The organism is Microbacterium sufflavum, from assembly GCF_023091155.1.
In the GTDB taxonomy this organism is placed as follows: domain Bacteria; phylum Actinomycetota; class Actinomycetes; order Actinomycetales; family Microbacteriaceae; genus Microbacterium; species Microbacterium sufflavum.
Window position 1 is genome coordinate 950,431 of the sequence record NZ_JAHWXK010000001.1, and the last position, 13,459, is coordinate 963,889.

At 70.2% G+C, this 13,459-nt stretch carries 15 protein-coding genes; 1 reads left to right on the forward strand and 14 read right to left on the reverse strand.

Translation table 11 applies throughout. The features are described 5' to 3' along the window. Window positions 1-2: 2 nt before the first annotated feature. The 6 genes from KZC56_RS04760 to KZC56_RS04785 are packed head-to-tail and all read right to left on the reverse strand — an operon-like array spanning window position 3 to window position 5,573. A complete protein-coding gene (locus KZC56_RS04760; protein WP_247637991.1) occupies window positions 3-1,232 on the reverse strand; it encodes an ROK family transcriptional regulator in 1,230 nt (409 codons plus the stop codon). 59 nt (window positions 1,233-1,291) lie between these two features. Then, window positions 1,292-1,639, reverse strand: a complete 348-nt coding sequence (locus KZC56_RS04765) for a hypothetical protein (RefSeq protein ID WP_136035165.1) — start codon at window positions 1,637-1,639, stop codon at window positions 1,292-1,294. Then, window positions 1,636-2,478: a DODA-type extradiol aromatic ring-opening family dioxygenase gene (locus tag KZC56_RS04770; RefSeq protein ID WP_247637992.1), complete on the reverse strand. Its 843-nt coding sequence runs from the start codon at window positions 2,476-2,478 to the stop codon at window positions 1,636-1,638. The genes KZC56_RS04765 and KZC56_RS04770 overlap by 4 nt, the downstream gene beginning before the upstream one ends. 21 nt (window positions 2,479-2,499) lie before the next feature. Continuing rightward, window positions 2,500-3,363 (reverse strand): amidohydrolase family protein, encoded by an 864-nt coding sequence (locus KZC56_RS04775; RefSeq protein WP_247637993.1) that lies wholly within the window; start codon window positions 3,361-3,363, stop codon window positions 2,500-2,502. Further along, window positions 3,363-4,541 (reverse strand): CaiB/BaiF CoA transferase family protein, encoded by a 1,179-nt coding sequence (locus KZC56_RS04780; RefSeq protein WP_247637994.1) that lies wholly within the window; start codon window positions 4,539-4,541, stop codon window positions 3,363-3,365. Before KZC56_RS04780 ends, KZC56_RS04775 begins: the two co-directional genes overlap by 1 nt. Before the next feature lie 27 nt (window positions 4,542-4,568). After that, window positions 4,569-5,573, reverse strand: a complete 1,005-nt coding sequence (locus tag KZC56_RS04785; protein ID WP_247638858.1) for an alcohol dehydrogenase catalytic domain-containing protein — start codon at window positions 5,571-5,573, stop codon at window positions 4,569-4,571. Window positions 5,574-5,762: 189 nt separating this feature from the next. On the opposite strand from KZC56_RS04785, the gene KZC56_RS04790 reads away from it, so the two are divergent. Next, entirely contained in the window at window positions 5,763-6,839 is a 1,077-nt protein-coding gene (locus KZC56_RS04790; RefSeq protein WP_136035170.1) for an ABC transporter substrate-binding protein, read from the forward strand. 65 nt (window positions 6,840-6,904) lie between these two features. Here the strand turns inward: KZC56_RS04790 and KZC56_RS04795 are convergent, their stop codons facing one another. The 8 genes from KZC56_RS04795 to KZC56_RS04830 all read right to left on the reverse strand — a co-directional run bounded on the left by KZC56_RS04795 (window position 6,905) and on the right by KZC56_RS04830 (window position 13,392). Beyond that, window positions 6,905-7,165 (reverse strand): Txe/YoeB family addiction module toxin, encoded by a 261-nt coding sequence (locus KZC56_RS04795; protein WP_247637995.1) that lies wholly within the window; start codon window positions 7,163-7,165, stop codon window positions 6,905-6,907. After that, window positions 7,162-7,413 carry a type II toxin-antitoxin system Phd/YefM family antitoxin gene (locus KZC56_RS04800; RefSeq protein WP_136035172.1) on the reverse strand — a complete coding sequence of 84 codons (252 nt, stop codon included), beginning with the start codon at window positions 7,411-7,413 and terminating at the stop codon, window positions 7,162-7,164. The genes KZC56_RS04795 and KZC56_RS04800 overlap by 4 nt, the downstream gene beginning before the upstream one ends. 106 nt (window positions 7,414-7,519) lie before the next feature. Beyond that, entirely contained in the window at window positions 7,520-8,353 is an 834-nt protein-coding gene (locus KZC56_RS04805; protein WP_136044371.1) for an ABC transporter permease, read from the reverse strand. Further along, entirely contained in the window at window positions 8,350-9,183 is an 834-nt protein-coding gene (locus KZC56_RS04810) for an ABC transporter permease (protein WP_136044370.1), read from the reverse strand. Before KZC56_RS04810 ends, KZC56_RS04805 begins: the two co-directional genes overlap by 4 nt. Further along, window positions 9,180-10,007, reverse strand: a complete 828-nt coding sequence (locus tag KZC56_RS04815) for an ABC transporter ATP-binding protein (protein ID WP_136035175.1) — start codon at window positions 10,005-10,007, stop codon at window positions 9,180-9,182. The genes KZC56_RS04810 and KZC56_RS04815 overlap by 4 nt, the downstream gene beginning before the upstream one ends. A 40-nt stretch (window positions 10,008-10,047) precedes the next feature. Further along, window positions 10,048-11,022, reverse strand: coding sequence for an LLM class flavin-dependent oxidoreductase (locus KZC56_RS04820; protein ID WP_136035176.1), 975 nt, complete (start codon window positions 11,020-11,022; stop codon window positions 10,048-10,050). A gap of 1 nt (window position 11,023) precedes the next feature. Next, window positions 11,024-12,430 (reverse strand): dihydroorotase, encoded by a 1,407-nt coding sequence (locus tag KZC56_RS04825; protein ID WP_136036801.1) that lies wholly within the window; start codon window positions 12,428-12,430, stop codon window positions 11,024-11,026. Further along, the gene (locus tag KZC56_RS04830; RefSeq protein WP_136035178.1) at window positions 12,427-13,392 is read right to left on the reverse strand and encodes an alpha/beta hydrolase; all 966 of its coding nucleotides are present in this window, start codon (window positions 13,390-13,392) and stop codon (window positions 12,427-12,429) included. Before KZC56_RS04830 ends, KZC56_RS04825 begins: the two co-directional genes overlap by 4 nt. Window positions 13,393-13,459: the final 67 nt, after the last annotated feature.

Here is a 13,459-nt window from a genome sequence, read left to right on the forward strand (position 1 = left end):
TGTCAGCCGACCGGGGCGGTCGGAAGGAGGGGAGGCCCGAACACGAAGGTGTCCAGGGCGATGGTGGCGGCGCCGATCATGCCCGCGTCGGCACCGAAGCGCGGCGGCTCGACGCGGATACCGTCGCGCAGCACGGGCATGACCTGCTCCGCGAGGGCCGCCCTGACGGGTTCGATCACGACCGGGGCCAGGTCGAACAGCAGTCCGCCCAGCACGATCTGCTGCGGGTTGAGGAGGTTGACCATGCTCAGCAGCGCGGTGCTGAGGTGCCGGACGAGGTCGTCGCGCACCTCCAGCGCCCGCGGGTCGGCGGCCTCGACGGCGGCGACGAAGTCCTCCGTCCAGGTGCGGTCGTCGGGGGCGCGGTCGTCGTCGAGCAGCCCGGCGTCGATCATGCGCCGCCGGAGCACGCCATCGCTGACCACGGTCTCCAGGCAGCCGCGGCCGCCGCAGGTGCAGGTGGGGCCGTCCTGCTCGACGCGCAGGTGGCCGATCTCGACCGCGCCGTGCGTGCCGCCGCGGTACTCGGCGCCGCCCAGGATCAGGCCGGCGCCGACACCGGTGCGCACGTAGACGAAGGCGAGGCTCTCGAGCCCCTGGCCGGTGCCGTAGCGGGACTCGCCGGCGGCCATGGCGCGCACGTTGTGGTCGAGCACGACGTCGAGCCCGAGGGTGCGTTCGAAGTGCTCGGCGATCGGCACGTCGGTCCAGCCGAGCGTGGGGGCGGAGATGTTCACGCGGCGGCTCGCGTCGACGATGCCGGCCACGCCGACGCCGAGGCCGAGCACCTGCTCCAGCGAGATGCCCGCCGTGTCCATCACCCGCTGCAGCAGCTCGTCCGCGAGGTCGAGCACACCCTCGGGCGCGGTGGGGACCGGGAAGCGGATCTGCTCGGACGCCACGACGCGCGAGGTGAGCTCGACCACTCCTGCCTGGAGGAACCCGGCGCCGATCTGCAGTGCGAGCACGTGGTGGGTGCCGGTGAGGGCGACGTCGGTGCTCGGGCGGCCGACCCTGGCCTCCCGGGTGGCGGGGATCTCCTCCGCCACGAGGCCTGCGTCGACCAGTTCCACGACCACGTTCATCACGGCGGCGGCGCTCAGGCCCGAGGCGCGGGACAGATCGCGACGCGACAGCGGGCCGTGCGAGCGCAGCAGCTGCAGCAGCACGCGACGGTGGTGCGCGCGGATCGCCGCGGCGTCGAGCCGGACCTCGGATAGTTTTTTTTGCACGTAGCTAAATAAACAGCACGTGCGGAAATCCTGTCAAGAGCGGATCTTCTCCGCCCGCCTCAGAGGATGTCGTCGACCTCGCCGTGCGGGATGATCGCCGCCCGGTAGCGCTCCACGAGCTCGCGCCAGCCGAAGCCCTCCGTGTACTCGTGCTCGTACACCGCCTCCGTGAAGTGCCACAGCAGGTACGGATGCGCCCCGAGCCCGTACAGCGCCCCGTAGTCGCGCGCGATGAAGGCCGCCCGCTCCTGCGGCGTCAGCTCCCGGTCGTCGGCGACCGCATCCGGCCCGGCGCCGCCCGCCAGCCACCGGTCGACGAAGCCCTCGGTATCGGCGACGTACGCGTTCACGTTGGCCGTGCTCATCTCGACCGCCCGCATGAACTTGCCGATCATGTACCTGCTCACGATGCAGACCTCCACAGGAAGAACGGGCTCGAGGCGAAACGCGACGTGGTGGCCTCCGCCAGCTCGGCCGGGCGGCCCTGCATCGCGGCGAGCGCCGCGACGATGTTCACGTACTGGTAGGTGACGTTGCCCGCCGCCATGATGCGGTCGAACCGGCAGCCGGCGATCGCGGCGTCGAGGTCGCCGTCGCGCATCCACCCGACCGCCTCGGCGTCGAACGCGGGGTCGGGCGAGCCGTTGAACGTGCGCGGCCCTCCGACGTCGGTGGCCATGTGGCCCGACGTGAGCAGCGCCACCCTGGCCCCGCCGTCCCACGACTCGACCGCAGCGCGCAGGTGATGTCCGAGCGCGGCGAACCGCGCGGCCGAGGGCAGCGGCGGCAGGATGGCATTCGCGTGGATGGGCACGATCGGCAGGTCGAGCTCGGGCCGTACGTACTGCAGCGGGAGCACGAAGCTGTGGTCGAGCCGCCACTCGTGCGACACCGAGAAGTCGATCGCCTCGGGCAGCACCTCGCGTCCGGCGATCTGCGCCGCGAGCTCGGGATGCCCGGTGAGCTCGGCGTACTCCATGCCGAACGTGCGCACCTCGTTCTCGTACGTGCCGTGGTACGACGCGGCTTTGCCGACGATGAACGCGGGCGAGTTGTCGGCGAAGAACTGCCGCACGTGGTCGGTGCCGAGCACGATCAGCGCGTCGACCTCGGCCTCGGCGATCGCCTCACGGATGCGCCGGAAGTTCGCCTCGACCGCGACCAGGTCGGGCGGATACGGCTCCCGCATCGCGCGCCACAGCAGCGGGTTGTGCGGGGTCGCCGCCGCCAGCACCAGTTCAGCCACGGTCGGCTCCCTTCTCCGCGGTCACAGCCGGAACAGCTTCCGCGCGTTGTCGATCAGGATCTTGCGGCGCGACTCCTCCTTGAAGCCGAGCTCGTCGAACTCCGCCATCCACCGGTCCGCGGTCATCACGGGCCAGTCCGAGCCGAACAGCACCCGGTCGGAGATGAGCGAGTCCGCGTAGCGCACCACCTCGGGTGGCAGGTACTTCGGAGCCCAGCCGGAGAGGTCGAGGTACACGTTCGACTTGTGCCACACCATCGCCAGGTTCTCCAGGTGCCACGGCCACGCCGGGTGCGCGCTGATGATGTTCAGCTCGGGGAACTCGGCCGCGACGTCGTCGATGTAGGGCACGGGGCGGGCGTTCTCCAGCCGGTACCCTCCGCCGCCCGGGGTGCCGGCGCCCGCACCGGGGAACCCGGAGTGGAACATGACCACCAGCCCGAGCGCGGCGCAGGTCTCCCAGATCGGCCAGAACCGACGGTCGTTCGCCAGGAACCTCTGCCGCGACGGGTTCAGCTCGCCCACGCCCTTGATGCCGTACTCGTCGTGCATGCGGCGGATCTCGGCGATCGCCGCCTCGCCCTTCCACGGGTCGATGCCCGCGAAGGCCAGGAACACGTCGGGGTGGTCTCGCTGCGCCCGGCCCAGCAGGTCGTTGGGGGCGCCCTTGATCCCGCTGGTCGTCTCCGAGTCGGAGTTGACGATCACGGCCATCATCCTGCGGTCGCGGTACTGGTCGGCCTGCTCGGCGAACGACACGACCGGCCGCTCCCGTCCGAAGTGCGCGGCCATCTGCGTGTGCCGCGTGCCCATCGCCGCGATGAACTCCTCGGTCTGCGGGTGGGTGTGCACGTCGATCGCCACCAGGTCGTCGATGCCGGGCATCAGGCCGCTCCTTCGTTCAGGGTTCCGGCCGCGGTGCGCAGACCGGTCAGCTCCTCGGTGTCGGCCCCGAGCGCGGGCGCATAGACCAGCTCGGGCCGGCCGCTGCGGTGGAACCGGGTGCTCGGCACCGGCACGCGCACCGCGCCGCCCGGTCCCGCGATCTTCTCGACCAGGCCCATGCTCGCGATCTGCGGGTCGTCGAACAGGTCGCCCATCGTGTTGAGCGGGCCGTGCGGGATGTCGTGCGCGGCCAGGCGCTCCAGCCACTCGGCGCGCGGACGGGTGGCGGCGATCTCCTTGAGCACCGCGTCGAGCTCGTCGTAGTTCCGCACGCGCCCCTCCCTGGTCGCGAACCGGGGGTCGTCGGCGAGGTCGGGCCGCTCCAGCACGTCGAGCAGCCCGGTCCAGAACTTCTCCGGCACCGACATATGGATGACGAACGCCTTGCCGTCGGAGCCGCGGCACGCGTACGCCTGGGCGCGACGCGGACGCGAGTCCGGCGACGATACCTGCCCTGTCTCCAGGAACGCCGAGGCGGACTCGGTAAGGAAGTCGAGCAGCGCACCCACCATCGACACCTCGACGTGCTCGCCCTCCCCGCTCACGTCGCGGGCGTGGAGGGCCGCGAGCACCGCCTGGACCGCCGACATCCCCGACAGCAGGTCGGAGAACGCGGGGCCGAGCGGGCGGATCGTGTCGGCGGGGACGACCTGGCTGTACATGCCCCCGGTCGCGGAGATCACCGTGTCGTACGCGGGACGCTTCGCCGAGGGTCCCGTGGGGCCGAAGCCGGTGATGGAACAGGTGATGACGCGCGGGTTGTGCGCGTGCAGGGCCTCCGGACCGAAGCCGAGCCGCTCGGCCACCCCGGGGCGGAAGTTGTCGAGCACGATGTCGGCCTCCGCGACCAGGGCGAACAGCGCCGCCAGCCCCTGCGGACTCTTGAGGTCGAGCACCACCCCGCGCTTGCCCCGGTTGTACGCGGCGAACTGCGGACTCATGGTCGCTCGACCCTCCCACCGGCGCATCGGGTCACCCTCCGGCGACTCGACCTTGATCACCTCGGCACCGAGGTCGGCCAGGAGCTTCGCCGCGAAGGGACCGGAGATGTACTGGCCCAGCTCGACCACCCGGATCCCGGCGAGCGCCCCGGCGCCCGGCAGTGCAGTACTCGTCACGTCTGGTCTCCTCTTCGATACCCGTGGTCAGCGCACATCCACGATCACCTTCCCGTCGCCGGCGCGGGGGAAGTCGCGGTAGGCCGTGGCGATGTCGTCGAGCGCGTACCGGGCGCCCGCGAGCGGCGGCAGCACCCCGGCGGCGGCGAGCGCGAGGGCCTCCGCCACGTCGTCGTACCGGGCGCTCGCGGCACCCGCGAGGCGCTTGCGGCGCAGGTAGAAGTCGCGCGCATCGATCCGCAGGTCGGGGTCGACCGAGGCCGAGCAGAACACGGCCCGTCCACCCCAGCCGAGCGCAGCGACCCCGGCGCTCAGCGTGGGGCCGTGGCCGGAGACGTCGAGCACCACGTCGAAGCCGTCCTCCGCGGCGAGGGCGGCCGTAAGGGCGGCGGGATCGGGCGCGTGCAGGAGCCGCTCGTCGCCGACCGGCGTCAGGGGCCGGCGGGAGGCGGCGACCACGCGGGCTCCCCGGGCGAGCGCGATCGCGACGGCCGCGCGACCGAGCGTTCCGCCCGCACCGGTGACGAGGATCCGCTCGTCGGCGGCGAGCGCGGCGATCCGCAGGGCGTTGAGCACGATGGGGGCGCTGTGCACCACGGCCGTGGCGTCGGCGGCGGTCAGGCCGTGGCGGTCGATCGCGTTGCGCGCGGGCACCGCGACGAACTCGGCGGCGCCGCCGTCGCGGTGCACGCCGACGACGGTCTGCGATGGGCAGTCGGCCTCGTCTCCCTCGCGGCAGCGGGGGCACGTGCCGCAGGCGATGTTGGGCTTGACGACCACGGCCTGGCCGAGGCGCGCGGGGTCGACGCCGGAGCCGACGGCGACGATCTGCCCCGCCGGGTCGATGCCGAGGATGCGCGGGAGCCGGGCGTGCGCTCCGGGGTCGACGCCGGCGATGACGTTGAGGTCGAGCTGGTTGATGCCCACGGTCTCGACGCGGATCAGCACTTCGCCCGGAGCGGCCGACGGCACCGCCGACTCCGTGACGGTCAGGCCGTCCAGGTCGTGGCTGCTCAGCACGGCGGCACGCATGGTCACCTCTTCATCGTGGGACTGTTTCGGATACTGTATCCAATTTTCATCGTGGTCGTCCAGACCCCGTTGTCAGCACGATATCGGCCGAAGCATGGACAGCCGATACCAAATTGGATACCGTATCCCAAAATCCGCGTGAGACGCCCCCCTCACGAAGGGGCGCACGCACTGCCCGAATGGAGAGTCATGCGCACGACAAGAACCAGGCTCGGCCTCGCCGTGGCCGGAGGCGCAGCAGCACTGACGCTGCTCGCCGGCTGCACCTCGCCGACACCCGCACCCGAAGGCCCGGTCGACCTCGGTGACGGGGAACCCGGCGCCGCCGAAGACACCAGCATCACGGTGGCCATCCCCTTCCCCGACGTCACGATGTACTCGATGTTCGTCCTCGGCACCGACCTCGGCTACTACGAGGAGGAGGGCCTCACCGTCGAGGTCATCACCGCCGACAACGTCACCGCCGCGGTCGCGAGCGGCAGCGCCGACATCGGCGTTGAGTCCACCGGCACCGTGATCGACGCCATCCGCGGCGGCGTGGAGATCGACCTGGTGTCGGGCCACTACTGCCGCCAGAACTTCGACTTCGCGGCCCAGTCCGACGTGGAGAGCGTCGAAGACCTCGACGGCACCTCGATCGTCCTCGCCGGAACCCCCGGCGACCCGGCCGAGTTCCAGCGGGCACAGGTGCTCGCGGAAGAGGGCTGGGACCTCGAGAGCATCAACGCCGAGGTCGTCTACCCCGGACCCGGCTCCGAATCGTGGACCGAGTTCTTCGTGAACGACCGCATCTCGCTGCAGCCCTTCTACGCCGACGACCGTGCGGCGCTCGAGGAGCACGGCGCGAACATCGTCGTGGAGTCGCTGCGCAACTGGGCCAACGACGTGCAGATCGCCGGCACGGCCTGGGTGAAGGAGAACCCGAACTCGCTCGTGCGGTTCCTGCGCGCCACACTCAAGGCCACCGACTTCATGACCGCCCCGGCACCGGGCGAGTTCCCGGAGAACGCGGAGGAGGCGCTGGACATCTACGAGGCCAACGACTTCGACGTGCAGGAGCTCCGCGACTCCGACAGCGTCTGGATCCTCGACGGCCACCTCGCCTGCCCGAACCTGTACTTCGACGCGGACGCCTGGGACACCACGATCGAGACGCAGAAGCTCGAGCCGCTGGAGTTCGACGACGCGCAGCTCGCGCACCTGTTCAAGGCGCAGGAGCTGCTCGGGCTCGACAACGAGGGACCGGCGACGCTCCCCTACCCCTGAGCCGCACGACCCCGGACGAGGCCCCACCGTTGCGCATGGCGGTGGGGCCTCGTCGCGTCCGCGGGTCAGTAGTGATCGCGGGCCTGGAGGATCACGATCTGCTCGTCGCTCACGTAGTACACGAGGCGGTGGGTCTGGTCGATGCGGCGGGACCAGGCGCCGGAGAGCACGTGCTTCAGGGGCTCCGGCTTGCCGATGCCCTCGAACGGGTCACGGAGGACATCGGCGATCAACTGATTGATCCGTCGCAGCGTCTTCCGGTCCTGGCCCTGCCAGTCGGTGTAGTCCTCCCACCCGTGCGGGTCGAAAGCGAGCCGCCTGCTCACTCGTCGATCAGGTCGTGCTGCTCGGACTCACCTCGGCGGGCGCGCTCGAGTGCCGAGAGGAGCCGCTCCGCGCCGACGGGGTTGCGCAGCAGGTAGGCCGTCTCCGTGAGCGCGTCGTAGTCGTCCTTCGACATGAGCACGGCGTTGCCGCGGCGGGACACGACCTCGACCGGAGCATGGTCGTCGTTCACCTGCTGGATGAGACCGAAGAGACTCTTCCGCGCCTCGGTTGCGGAGATCGCCGTCATCTCGTCACCTCCTGAGTGGTACAGAAAAGCGTACCACTCGGCGAGGCGAGAAGGCGGACCCGACCCCCGTCGCGCATGAGACGGGGGCCGGGAGTCGGGGGCGGCGTCAGCCGACGATCTTGCGCTCGTCGTACCAGGGCGCCAGCCTGCGGCGCAGCACCGAGATGAGGAACAGCGTCAGGTTCGCGATGATCACCATCACCACGACCATCGCGATCGCCTCGTCCATGCGGAACTGATACGCCGCGAACTCCAGCAGGTGACCGAGGCCCCCGGTCCCGCCGAGGAACTCGCCGAGCACCTCGCCCGTGAAGCCGAGGGCTGCACCGCGCTGGATGCCGGACAGGCTGTAGGGCAGCGTCGCCGGGAAGATGACCTTCCACCCCAGCCCGATGCCCTTCGCGCCGTACACGCGTGCCGCGTTCACGAGCGACGGGTTCACGGTGACCGCGCCCTCCATCGTGTTCAGCAGGATCGGGAACACCGCGAGCAGGATCACGAGGGCGATCTTCGACTCGCTGCCGAGCCCGAGGCCCAGGATGAACAGCGGAGCGAGCGCGACCTTGGGCGTGGAGTACAGCACCCACAGGAACGGGGCCACCATGAAGCGCAGCACCGGGGACCAGCCGACCGCGAGCCCCACGACCACACCCACGACGATCGCGATGGCGAGGCCGATGAGCAGGTTCGTGACGCTGAAGCCGAATGCGCCCCAGAACTCCGGGTCGACCATGAGCCGCCCGAAGGCCACGGCGATCGCGCTGGGGGCGGGCAGGAACGCCTCGGGCACCCACTGGAACCAGGTGACCGCCGCCTCCCACACGAGCAGCACGGCGGCAACGACCGCGATCAGCAGCAGCGTCCACCTGCCCTCGCCCGCACGCACCACGCGCCGGGGCCGCACGATCCGCACGGTGCCGGTTGCCGAGACGACGCTCATCGCCTGCCCTTCCTCGTCCACGGCGCGACGCCGCGCTCGATCGCGGTGACCACCTGGGTCATGCCCACGCTCCACACCACGACGATCGCGATCGCCGCGAACGCCTGATCCGTCTGATACGTGTTGGAGGCGCGGATGATGAGCGCGCCCATGCCGCTCGACGACCCGGCGAGCTCGGCCACGACCATGCCGATCGTGGCGAGCACGACCGCCTGGCGGAGACCGGCGAACAGGAACGGGATCGTCGACGGCAGGTACACCGAGCGGTACAGCCGCAGGCGGCCCGCGCCGTACACGCGGGCAGCGCGGATGATCGACGGGTTCGTGGTGCGCATGCCCGCGGCGACGTTCAGCAGGATCGGGAAGATCGCGCTGATCGTGACGAGGAAGATCACCGGTCCGATGCCGAAGCCGAACCAGGCCTTCGCGAGCGGCTGGTATGCGATCGACGGGGTGGCGTAGATGGTCCAGGCGATCGGACCGACCACGCGGTCGACCGGGAGGGACGAGCCCATCAGCAGGCCGACCGGGATGCCCACGACCACGGCGAGCGCGAAGCCGGTCAGCCACGCCTGCGCCGAGATCCCGGCGTTCGCGGCGAGCGACCCGTTCGCGATGATCTCCCCGAAGCCCTGCGCGATCGACAGCGGGGGCGGCAGGAAGACCGGGTTGATCCAGCCGAGGACTCCGACCACGAGCTGCCACAGCAGCAGGAGCACGACGACCTCGACCGCGATGACCGCGGCCTTGCCGCGCGTGCTCAGCCCCGCGAGCCAGGCGGCGACCCCGCCGCGTCCGAGGTTCGGTCCCGTGGCGAGCAGCGCGCTCATTTCGACACCGCTGCCGCCGTGGCCTCGCCCTCCAGCGCCTCCCAGAGGTGGTCGCGGAGTTCGAGGAAGCGGGGATCGTGCTGCACCGACCGCTCGGAGCGCGGCCGCTCGATCCCGGTGGTGATGATCTCCTTGATCGCGCCGGGGTGACTCTTGAACACCACGATGCGGTCGCCCAGGAGGATCGCCTCCTCGATCGAGTGCGTGATGAACAGGACGGTCTTGCCGGTCTTCTCGATCAGCTTCTCGATCTCGTCGCGCATCACCTCGCGGGTGAGGGCGTCGACGGCGCCCAGCGGCTCGTCCATCAGCAGGATGCGCGGCTCGGCGACGAACGCCCGGGCGAGACCCACCCGCTGCTGCATGCCGCCGGACAGCTCCCGCGGGTACGACGACTCGAAGCCCTTGAGGCCCACCATGTCGATGGCCTCCTGCACGCGCTCGCGCCAGTCGGCCGTGCGCAGGCCCTTCTGCATCTCGAGCCCGAACTTCACGTTGTCGAACACCGTGCGCCAGGGCAGCAGCGCGTAGTCCTGGAAGACGACGGCCCGGTCGGGTCCCGGGCCGTCGACCTCCGTGCCGTCCACCAGGACGGACCCGGTGCTCGGCGCGACGAGGCCGGCGATGACGTTCATGAACGTCGTCTTGCCGCACCCCGACGGGCCGAGCACCGTGATGAACTCGCCCTCGAACACGTCGAGGTCAACGTTCTCGATCGCGATCAGCTTCTTCCCCGTGCGCGCCACGTCGTAGCTCACGGAGAGTCCGGTGACCGAGATCAACGGGTCCGTGGCGGAGGGTGCGGTGTCTTTCACGTCAGTCATCGTCGACCTCTCGTCTTGTCGCCGCGCTCGGGTGCGCGGCTTATCGCAGCTTAGGAAGCACCTCGGTGCCGAGGAGCTCGATCTGCTCGAAGAACCGATCGAACTTGAACCGGAAGTCGAACACCAGGTGCTCGGTGCCGATCTCCTCGAACCGGCGGATCTGATCGACCGCCTCGTCGGGGCTGCCGACGATGAGCTGACCCTCCAGGTCTTCCACGGTCTCGAAGCTGCCGGACGGCGGCTTCACCGCGAACTTCGCCTTGTTCGCCCACGCCAGCAGGCCGGGGATGTTCACGTGCTTGAGCGCCTCCTCGCGGGTGTCCTCGATGGAGGTGGGCGGGATCACGGCGATGGTCGGCATCGGCCGGCCGTTCTCGTCGGTCATCTCGCGCATGGTCTGGATGCGCTTCTCCATCGTGGCGAGGCCGGTGCGGCCGGGCATCCAGCCGTCGGCGAACTCCGCCGCGAGGCGGGCCGACCGCGGGGTCGCGCCGCAGTACCAGAACGGGATGCGACCGCCGACGGGCTTGGGCTCGATGGTGACGTTCTCGAACGAGAAGATGCCGTCGTCGTAGGTGACGTCGTTCTCGGTGAACACGCGGCGCAGGATCTCGGCGTTCGAGCGCACCATCTCCACACGGTCCAGGTCGCCCCAGCCGATCGCCTCGAACTCGTGGTCGAACGTGCCGGCGCCGAAGCCGAGGATCAGGCGCGGGCCGAGCAGCTGGGTCATGGTGCCGGCCATCAGCGCCGTCACGAGCGGGTGCCGGAACGGGATGAGCGACCCGGTGCCGAGCTCGATCTTCTCGGTCACCGCGCCGATGGCGGTGAGCGTGGTGAGCGCGTCGTAGAACGTGCGGTTGGGCTTCTCCATCTCGCCGTGCGGCTCGAACACGAGGTGGTCGCGCACCCACACGGAGTCGAATCCGAAGCTCTCGGCGAGCTTCGACCCCTCCAGGAGCTTCTCCTTGCTCGCCTCCTCGCCGAAGTGCGGCAGCAGCAGTCCGAATTTCATGTCAGTTCCTCTCTGCGGCCAGTGCCGCCCTGTCTTCCGCCGAGGCGGCGAGCTTTCCGAAGGCGGGGTCGCCGACGACCTCGCGGTCGACGTACACGTCTTCTCCGCGCACCAGCGTGCGCTGGATGCGGGCGCTGATGGTGCGCCCGTCGTACGGGGTCCAGCCGATCTTCGACAGCACGTCGTCGTTCGTGATGGTCCACTCGTCGGCCAGGTCGGCGATCACGATGTCGGCGTCGGCGCCGATCGTGAGGGAGCCCTTGACGCCCTCCAGGCCGAACTTCGCGGCGGGGATGTGGGCGACCATGTCGATCGCACGCTGCAGGTCGAGCTCGCCCTTGTTCACGGCGTCGAGCATGAGCTCGTAGTAGTACTGGATGCCCGGGGTGCCCGTGTGCGAGCTCCACATCTTGGTCCAGCCGACCTCCTTCTCCTCGCGGGTGTGCGGGGCGTGGTCGCTGGCGGCGATGTCGATCGTGCCGTCCCGCATGCCCTCCCACACGGCGGTGCGGTTGTCGTCGGGCACCCAGTAGCTCAGGGCGTAGGGACCGAGGGTCTCCACGTCGTCCCACGTGGACAGGAACGGCGCCCAGTGGTTGACCTCGCATGTGACGTCGATGCCGTTCTGCTTGGCGCGGCGCACGGCCTCGATCGAGCGCCGGGTCTGGATGTGCGCGATGTGCACGGGGCAGCCGGAGGCCTCGGCGAGCCGCAGCACCACGTCGATCGCGGTGTCCCAGATCACGCCCTCGCGCGCGGCGTAGGCGGAGGCGTAGCCCTGCGGGGTGTTCTCGCCGCGGGCGAGGTAGGCGCCCTCGATGTAGTCCATGAGCGCCTGGTCGTGCGGGTGCACGATGAAGCGCTTCCCGGTCTGGGCGATGTGGTCCATGATCTCGAGCAGGTGCCCGTGGTCGTGGATGCCGGTTCCGGAGGGGTGCGGGTAGTCGCGGCCCGTGTCGACGACCATGTAGATCTTGTAGGCGCGGATGCCGAGGTCGCTCATGCCCGCGATCTCGTCGAACTTCGTCGGGGCGGGGTTGTGGTTCCAGTCGACGATCGACGACTCCTCGTAGCGCCGGAACACGTCGGTGAGGGTGGCGACGTCGGTCGTGGGCGGCTTGAGGTTGGGCATGCCGAACATCGTCGTGACACCGCCGGCCGCGGCCTGGAGGCTGGTCGTGTAGATGTCGTCCTTGTGCTCGTAGCCGGGCTCGCGGGTGTGCACGTGCACGTCGACCATGCCGGGCAGCACGAGCTTGCCGGTGGCGTCGATCGTGCGCGCGGCGTCGATGTCGGTGTCGGCCGCGACGATGCCGGCGACCCGGCCGTCGGCGACGAGCAGGTCGGCGACGACCGGTCCTGCGGGGGTGACGACGGTGCCGCCGGTGATCTTCAGATCGACGCTCATCGCGCGACCTCCTGTTCCTGAACGGATTCTGTCTGGATGGACTCGCCGATCGCGGGCGACGGCGTGGTCCGGTGGATGAGATGCGCGGGGCGCACGTGCGTGTCGAACCAGCCGACGATCACCGGGGTGGTCTGCTCCCAGTACGTGTCGTAGGCGGCGTAGTGCGTGGTGTGCCGCTGCATGATGAGCTGCTTGGGGCCGCGCGCCGCCTCGTACAGCGCCTCGGCGTGATCGGTCGGCGTGGTCGCATCGCCCTCGACGCCGATCACGAGCAGCGGCGTGGTCAGGCGGGCCGCGGCGTCGATGGGGCGGTAGGCGATGATGCCCTCGGCGCACGCGAGCGGCACGGCGGAGGGGATGCGGTCGTCGACGTCGGCCTTGATGGTGGTGGCGCGACGCTCGGCCGTGGGGATCATGATCTCCTCGCGGGGGTGCACGATGCGGCCCTCCCCCGTGGTGACGCGCCGGCGGCGGTCGTCGTCGAGCGACTTCTGGAAGTCGAGCCACTCGTACTCGCTGCGCATGCGGTGCAGCCAGTCCTCGCCGTCGGCCACGGGAACCTGGCTGACGGCGGCCTTGACGCGCGGATCGACGTCGGCGAGCAGCACCGCGTTGCCACCGCCGGTGCCGCCGGTGCCGAACACCCCGATGGCGTCGGCGATCACGTCGTCGCGCGTGGTGAGGTAGGTGACGGCGTTGACGAGGTCCTGTAGCTGCCAGGCGGGCGAGAGGTAGCCGCGGTCGCCGTCGGAGTCGCCGAAGCCGCGGTAGTCGATCACGAGCACCGCGAAGCCGGCCGCGACGAGGGCCTCGTGGTAGCGGACGTAGAGCTTGGCGTCCTTGAGGCCGAGCCAGCCGGGCCCCTGCACGATCGCGCGGTACGGGCCGTCATGGTCGGGGGTCCGCCAGATCGCGGAGATGCGGGAGCCCTCGCTGAAGAACGAGACGGGTGTGGTCTGCATGGATTCCTCTCGGCTGAACGCGGCGTCGCGATCGGGCGATGTGCGCCGCGGCGGTGGGGCTTCTTCA

Coding starts and splice junctions, on each gene's coding strand:
- KZC56_RS04825 (WP_136036801.1), bottom strand. CDS start 12,430: ATGAGCGTCGATCTGAAGATCACCGGCGGCACCGTCGTCACCCCCGCA.
- KZC56_RS04820 (WP_136035176.1), bottom strand. CDS start 11,022: ATGAAATTCGGACTGCTGCTGCCGCACTTCGGCGAGGAGGCGAGCAAG.
- KZC56_RS04810 (WP_136044370.1), bottom strand. CDS start 9,183: ATGAGCGCGCTGCTCGCCACGGGACCGAACCTCGGACGCGGCGGGGTC.
- KZC56_RS04775 (WP_247637993.1), bottom strand. CDS start 3,363: ATGCCCGGCATCGACGACCTGGTGGCGATCGACGTGCACACCCACCCG.
- KZC56_RS04790 (WP_136035170.1), top strand. CDS start 5,763: ATGCGCACGACAAGAACCAGGCTCGGCCTCGCCGTGGCCGGAGGCGCA.
- KZC56_RS04800 (WP_136035172.1), bottom strand. CDS start 7,413: ATGACGGCGATCTCCGCAACCGAGGCGCGGAAGAGTCTCTTCGGTCTC.
- KZC56_RS04815 (WP_136035175.1), bottom strand. CDS start 10,007: ATGACTGACGTGAAAGACACCGCACCCTCCGCCACGGACCCGTTGATC.
- KZC56_RS04805 (WP_136044371.1), bottom strand. CDS start 8,353: ATGAGCGTCGTCTCGGCAACCGGCACCGTGCGGATCGTGCGGCCCCGG.
- KZC56_RS04830 (WP_136035178.1), bottom strand. CDS start 13,392: ATGCAGACCACACCCGTCTCGTTCTTCAGCGAGGGCTCCCGCATCTCC.
- KZC56_RS04785 (WP_247638858.1), bottom strand. CDS start 5,573: ATGCGTGCCGCCGTGCTGAGCAGCCACGACCTGGACGGCCTGACCGTC.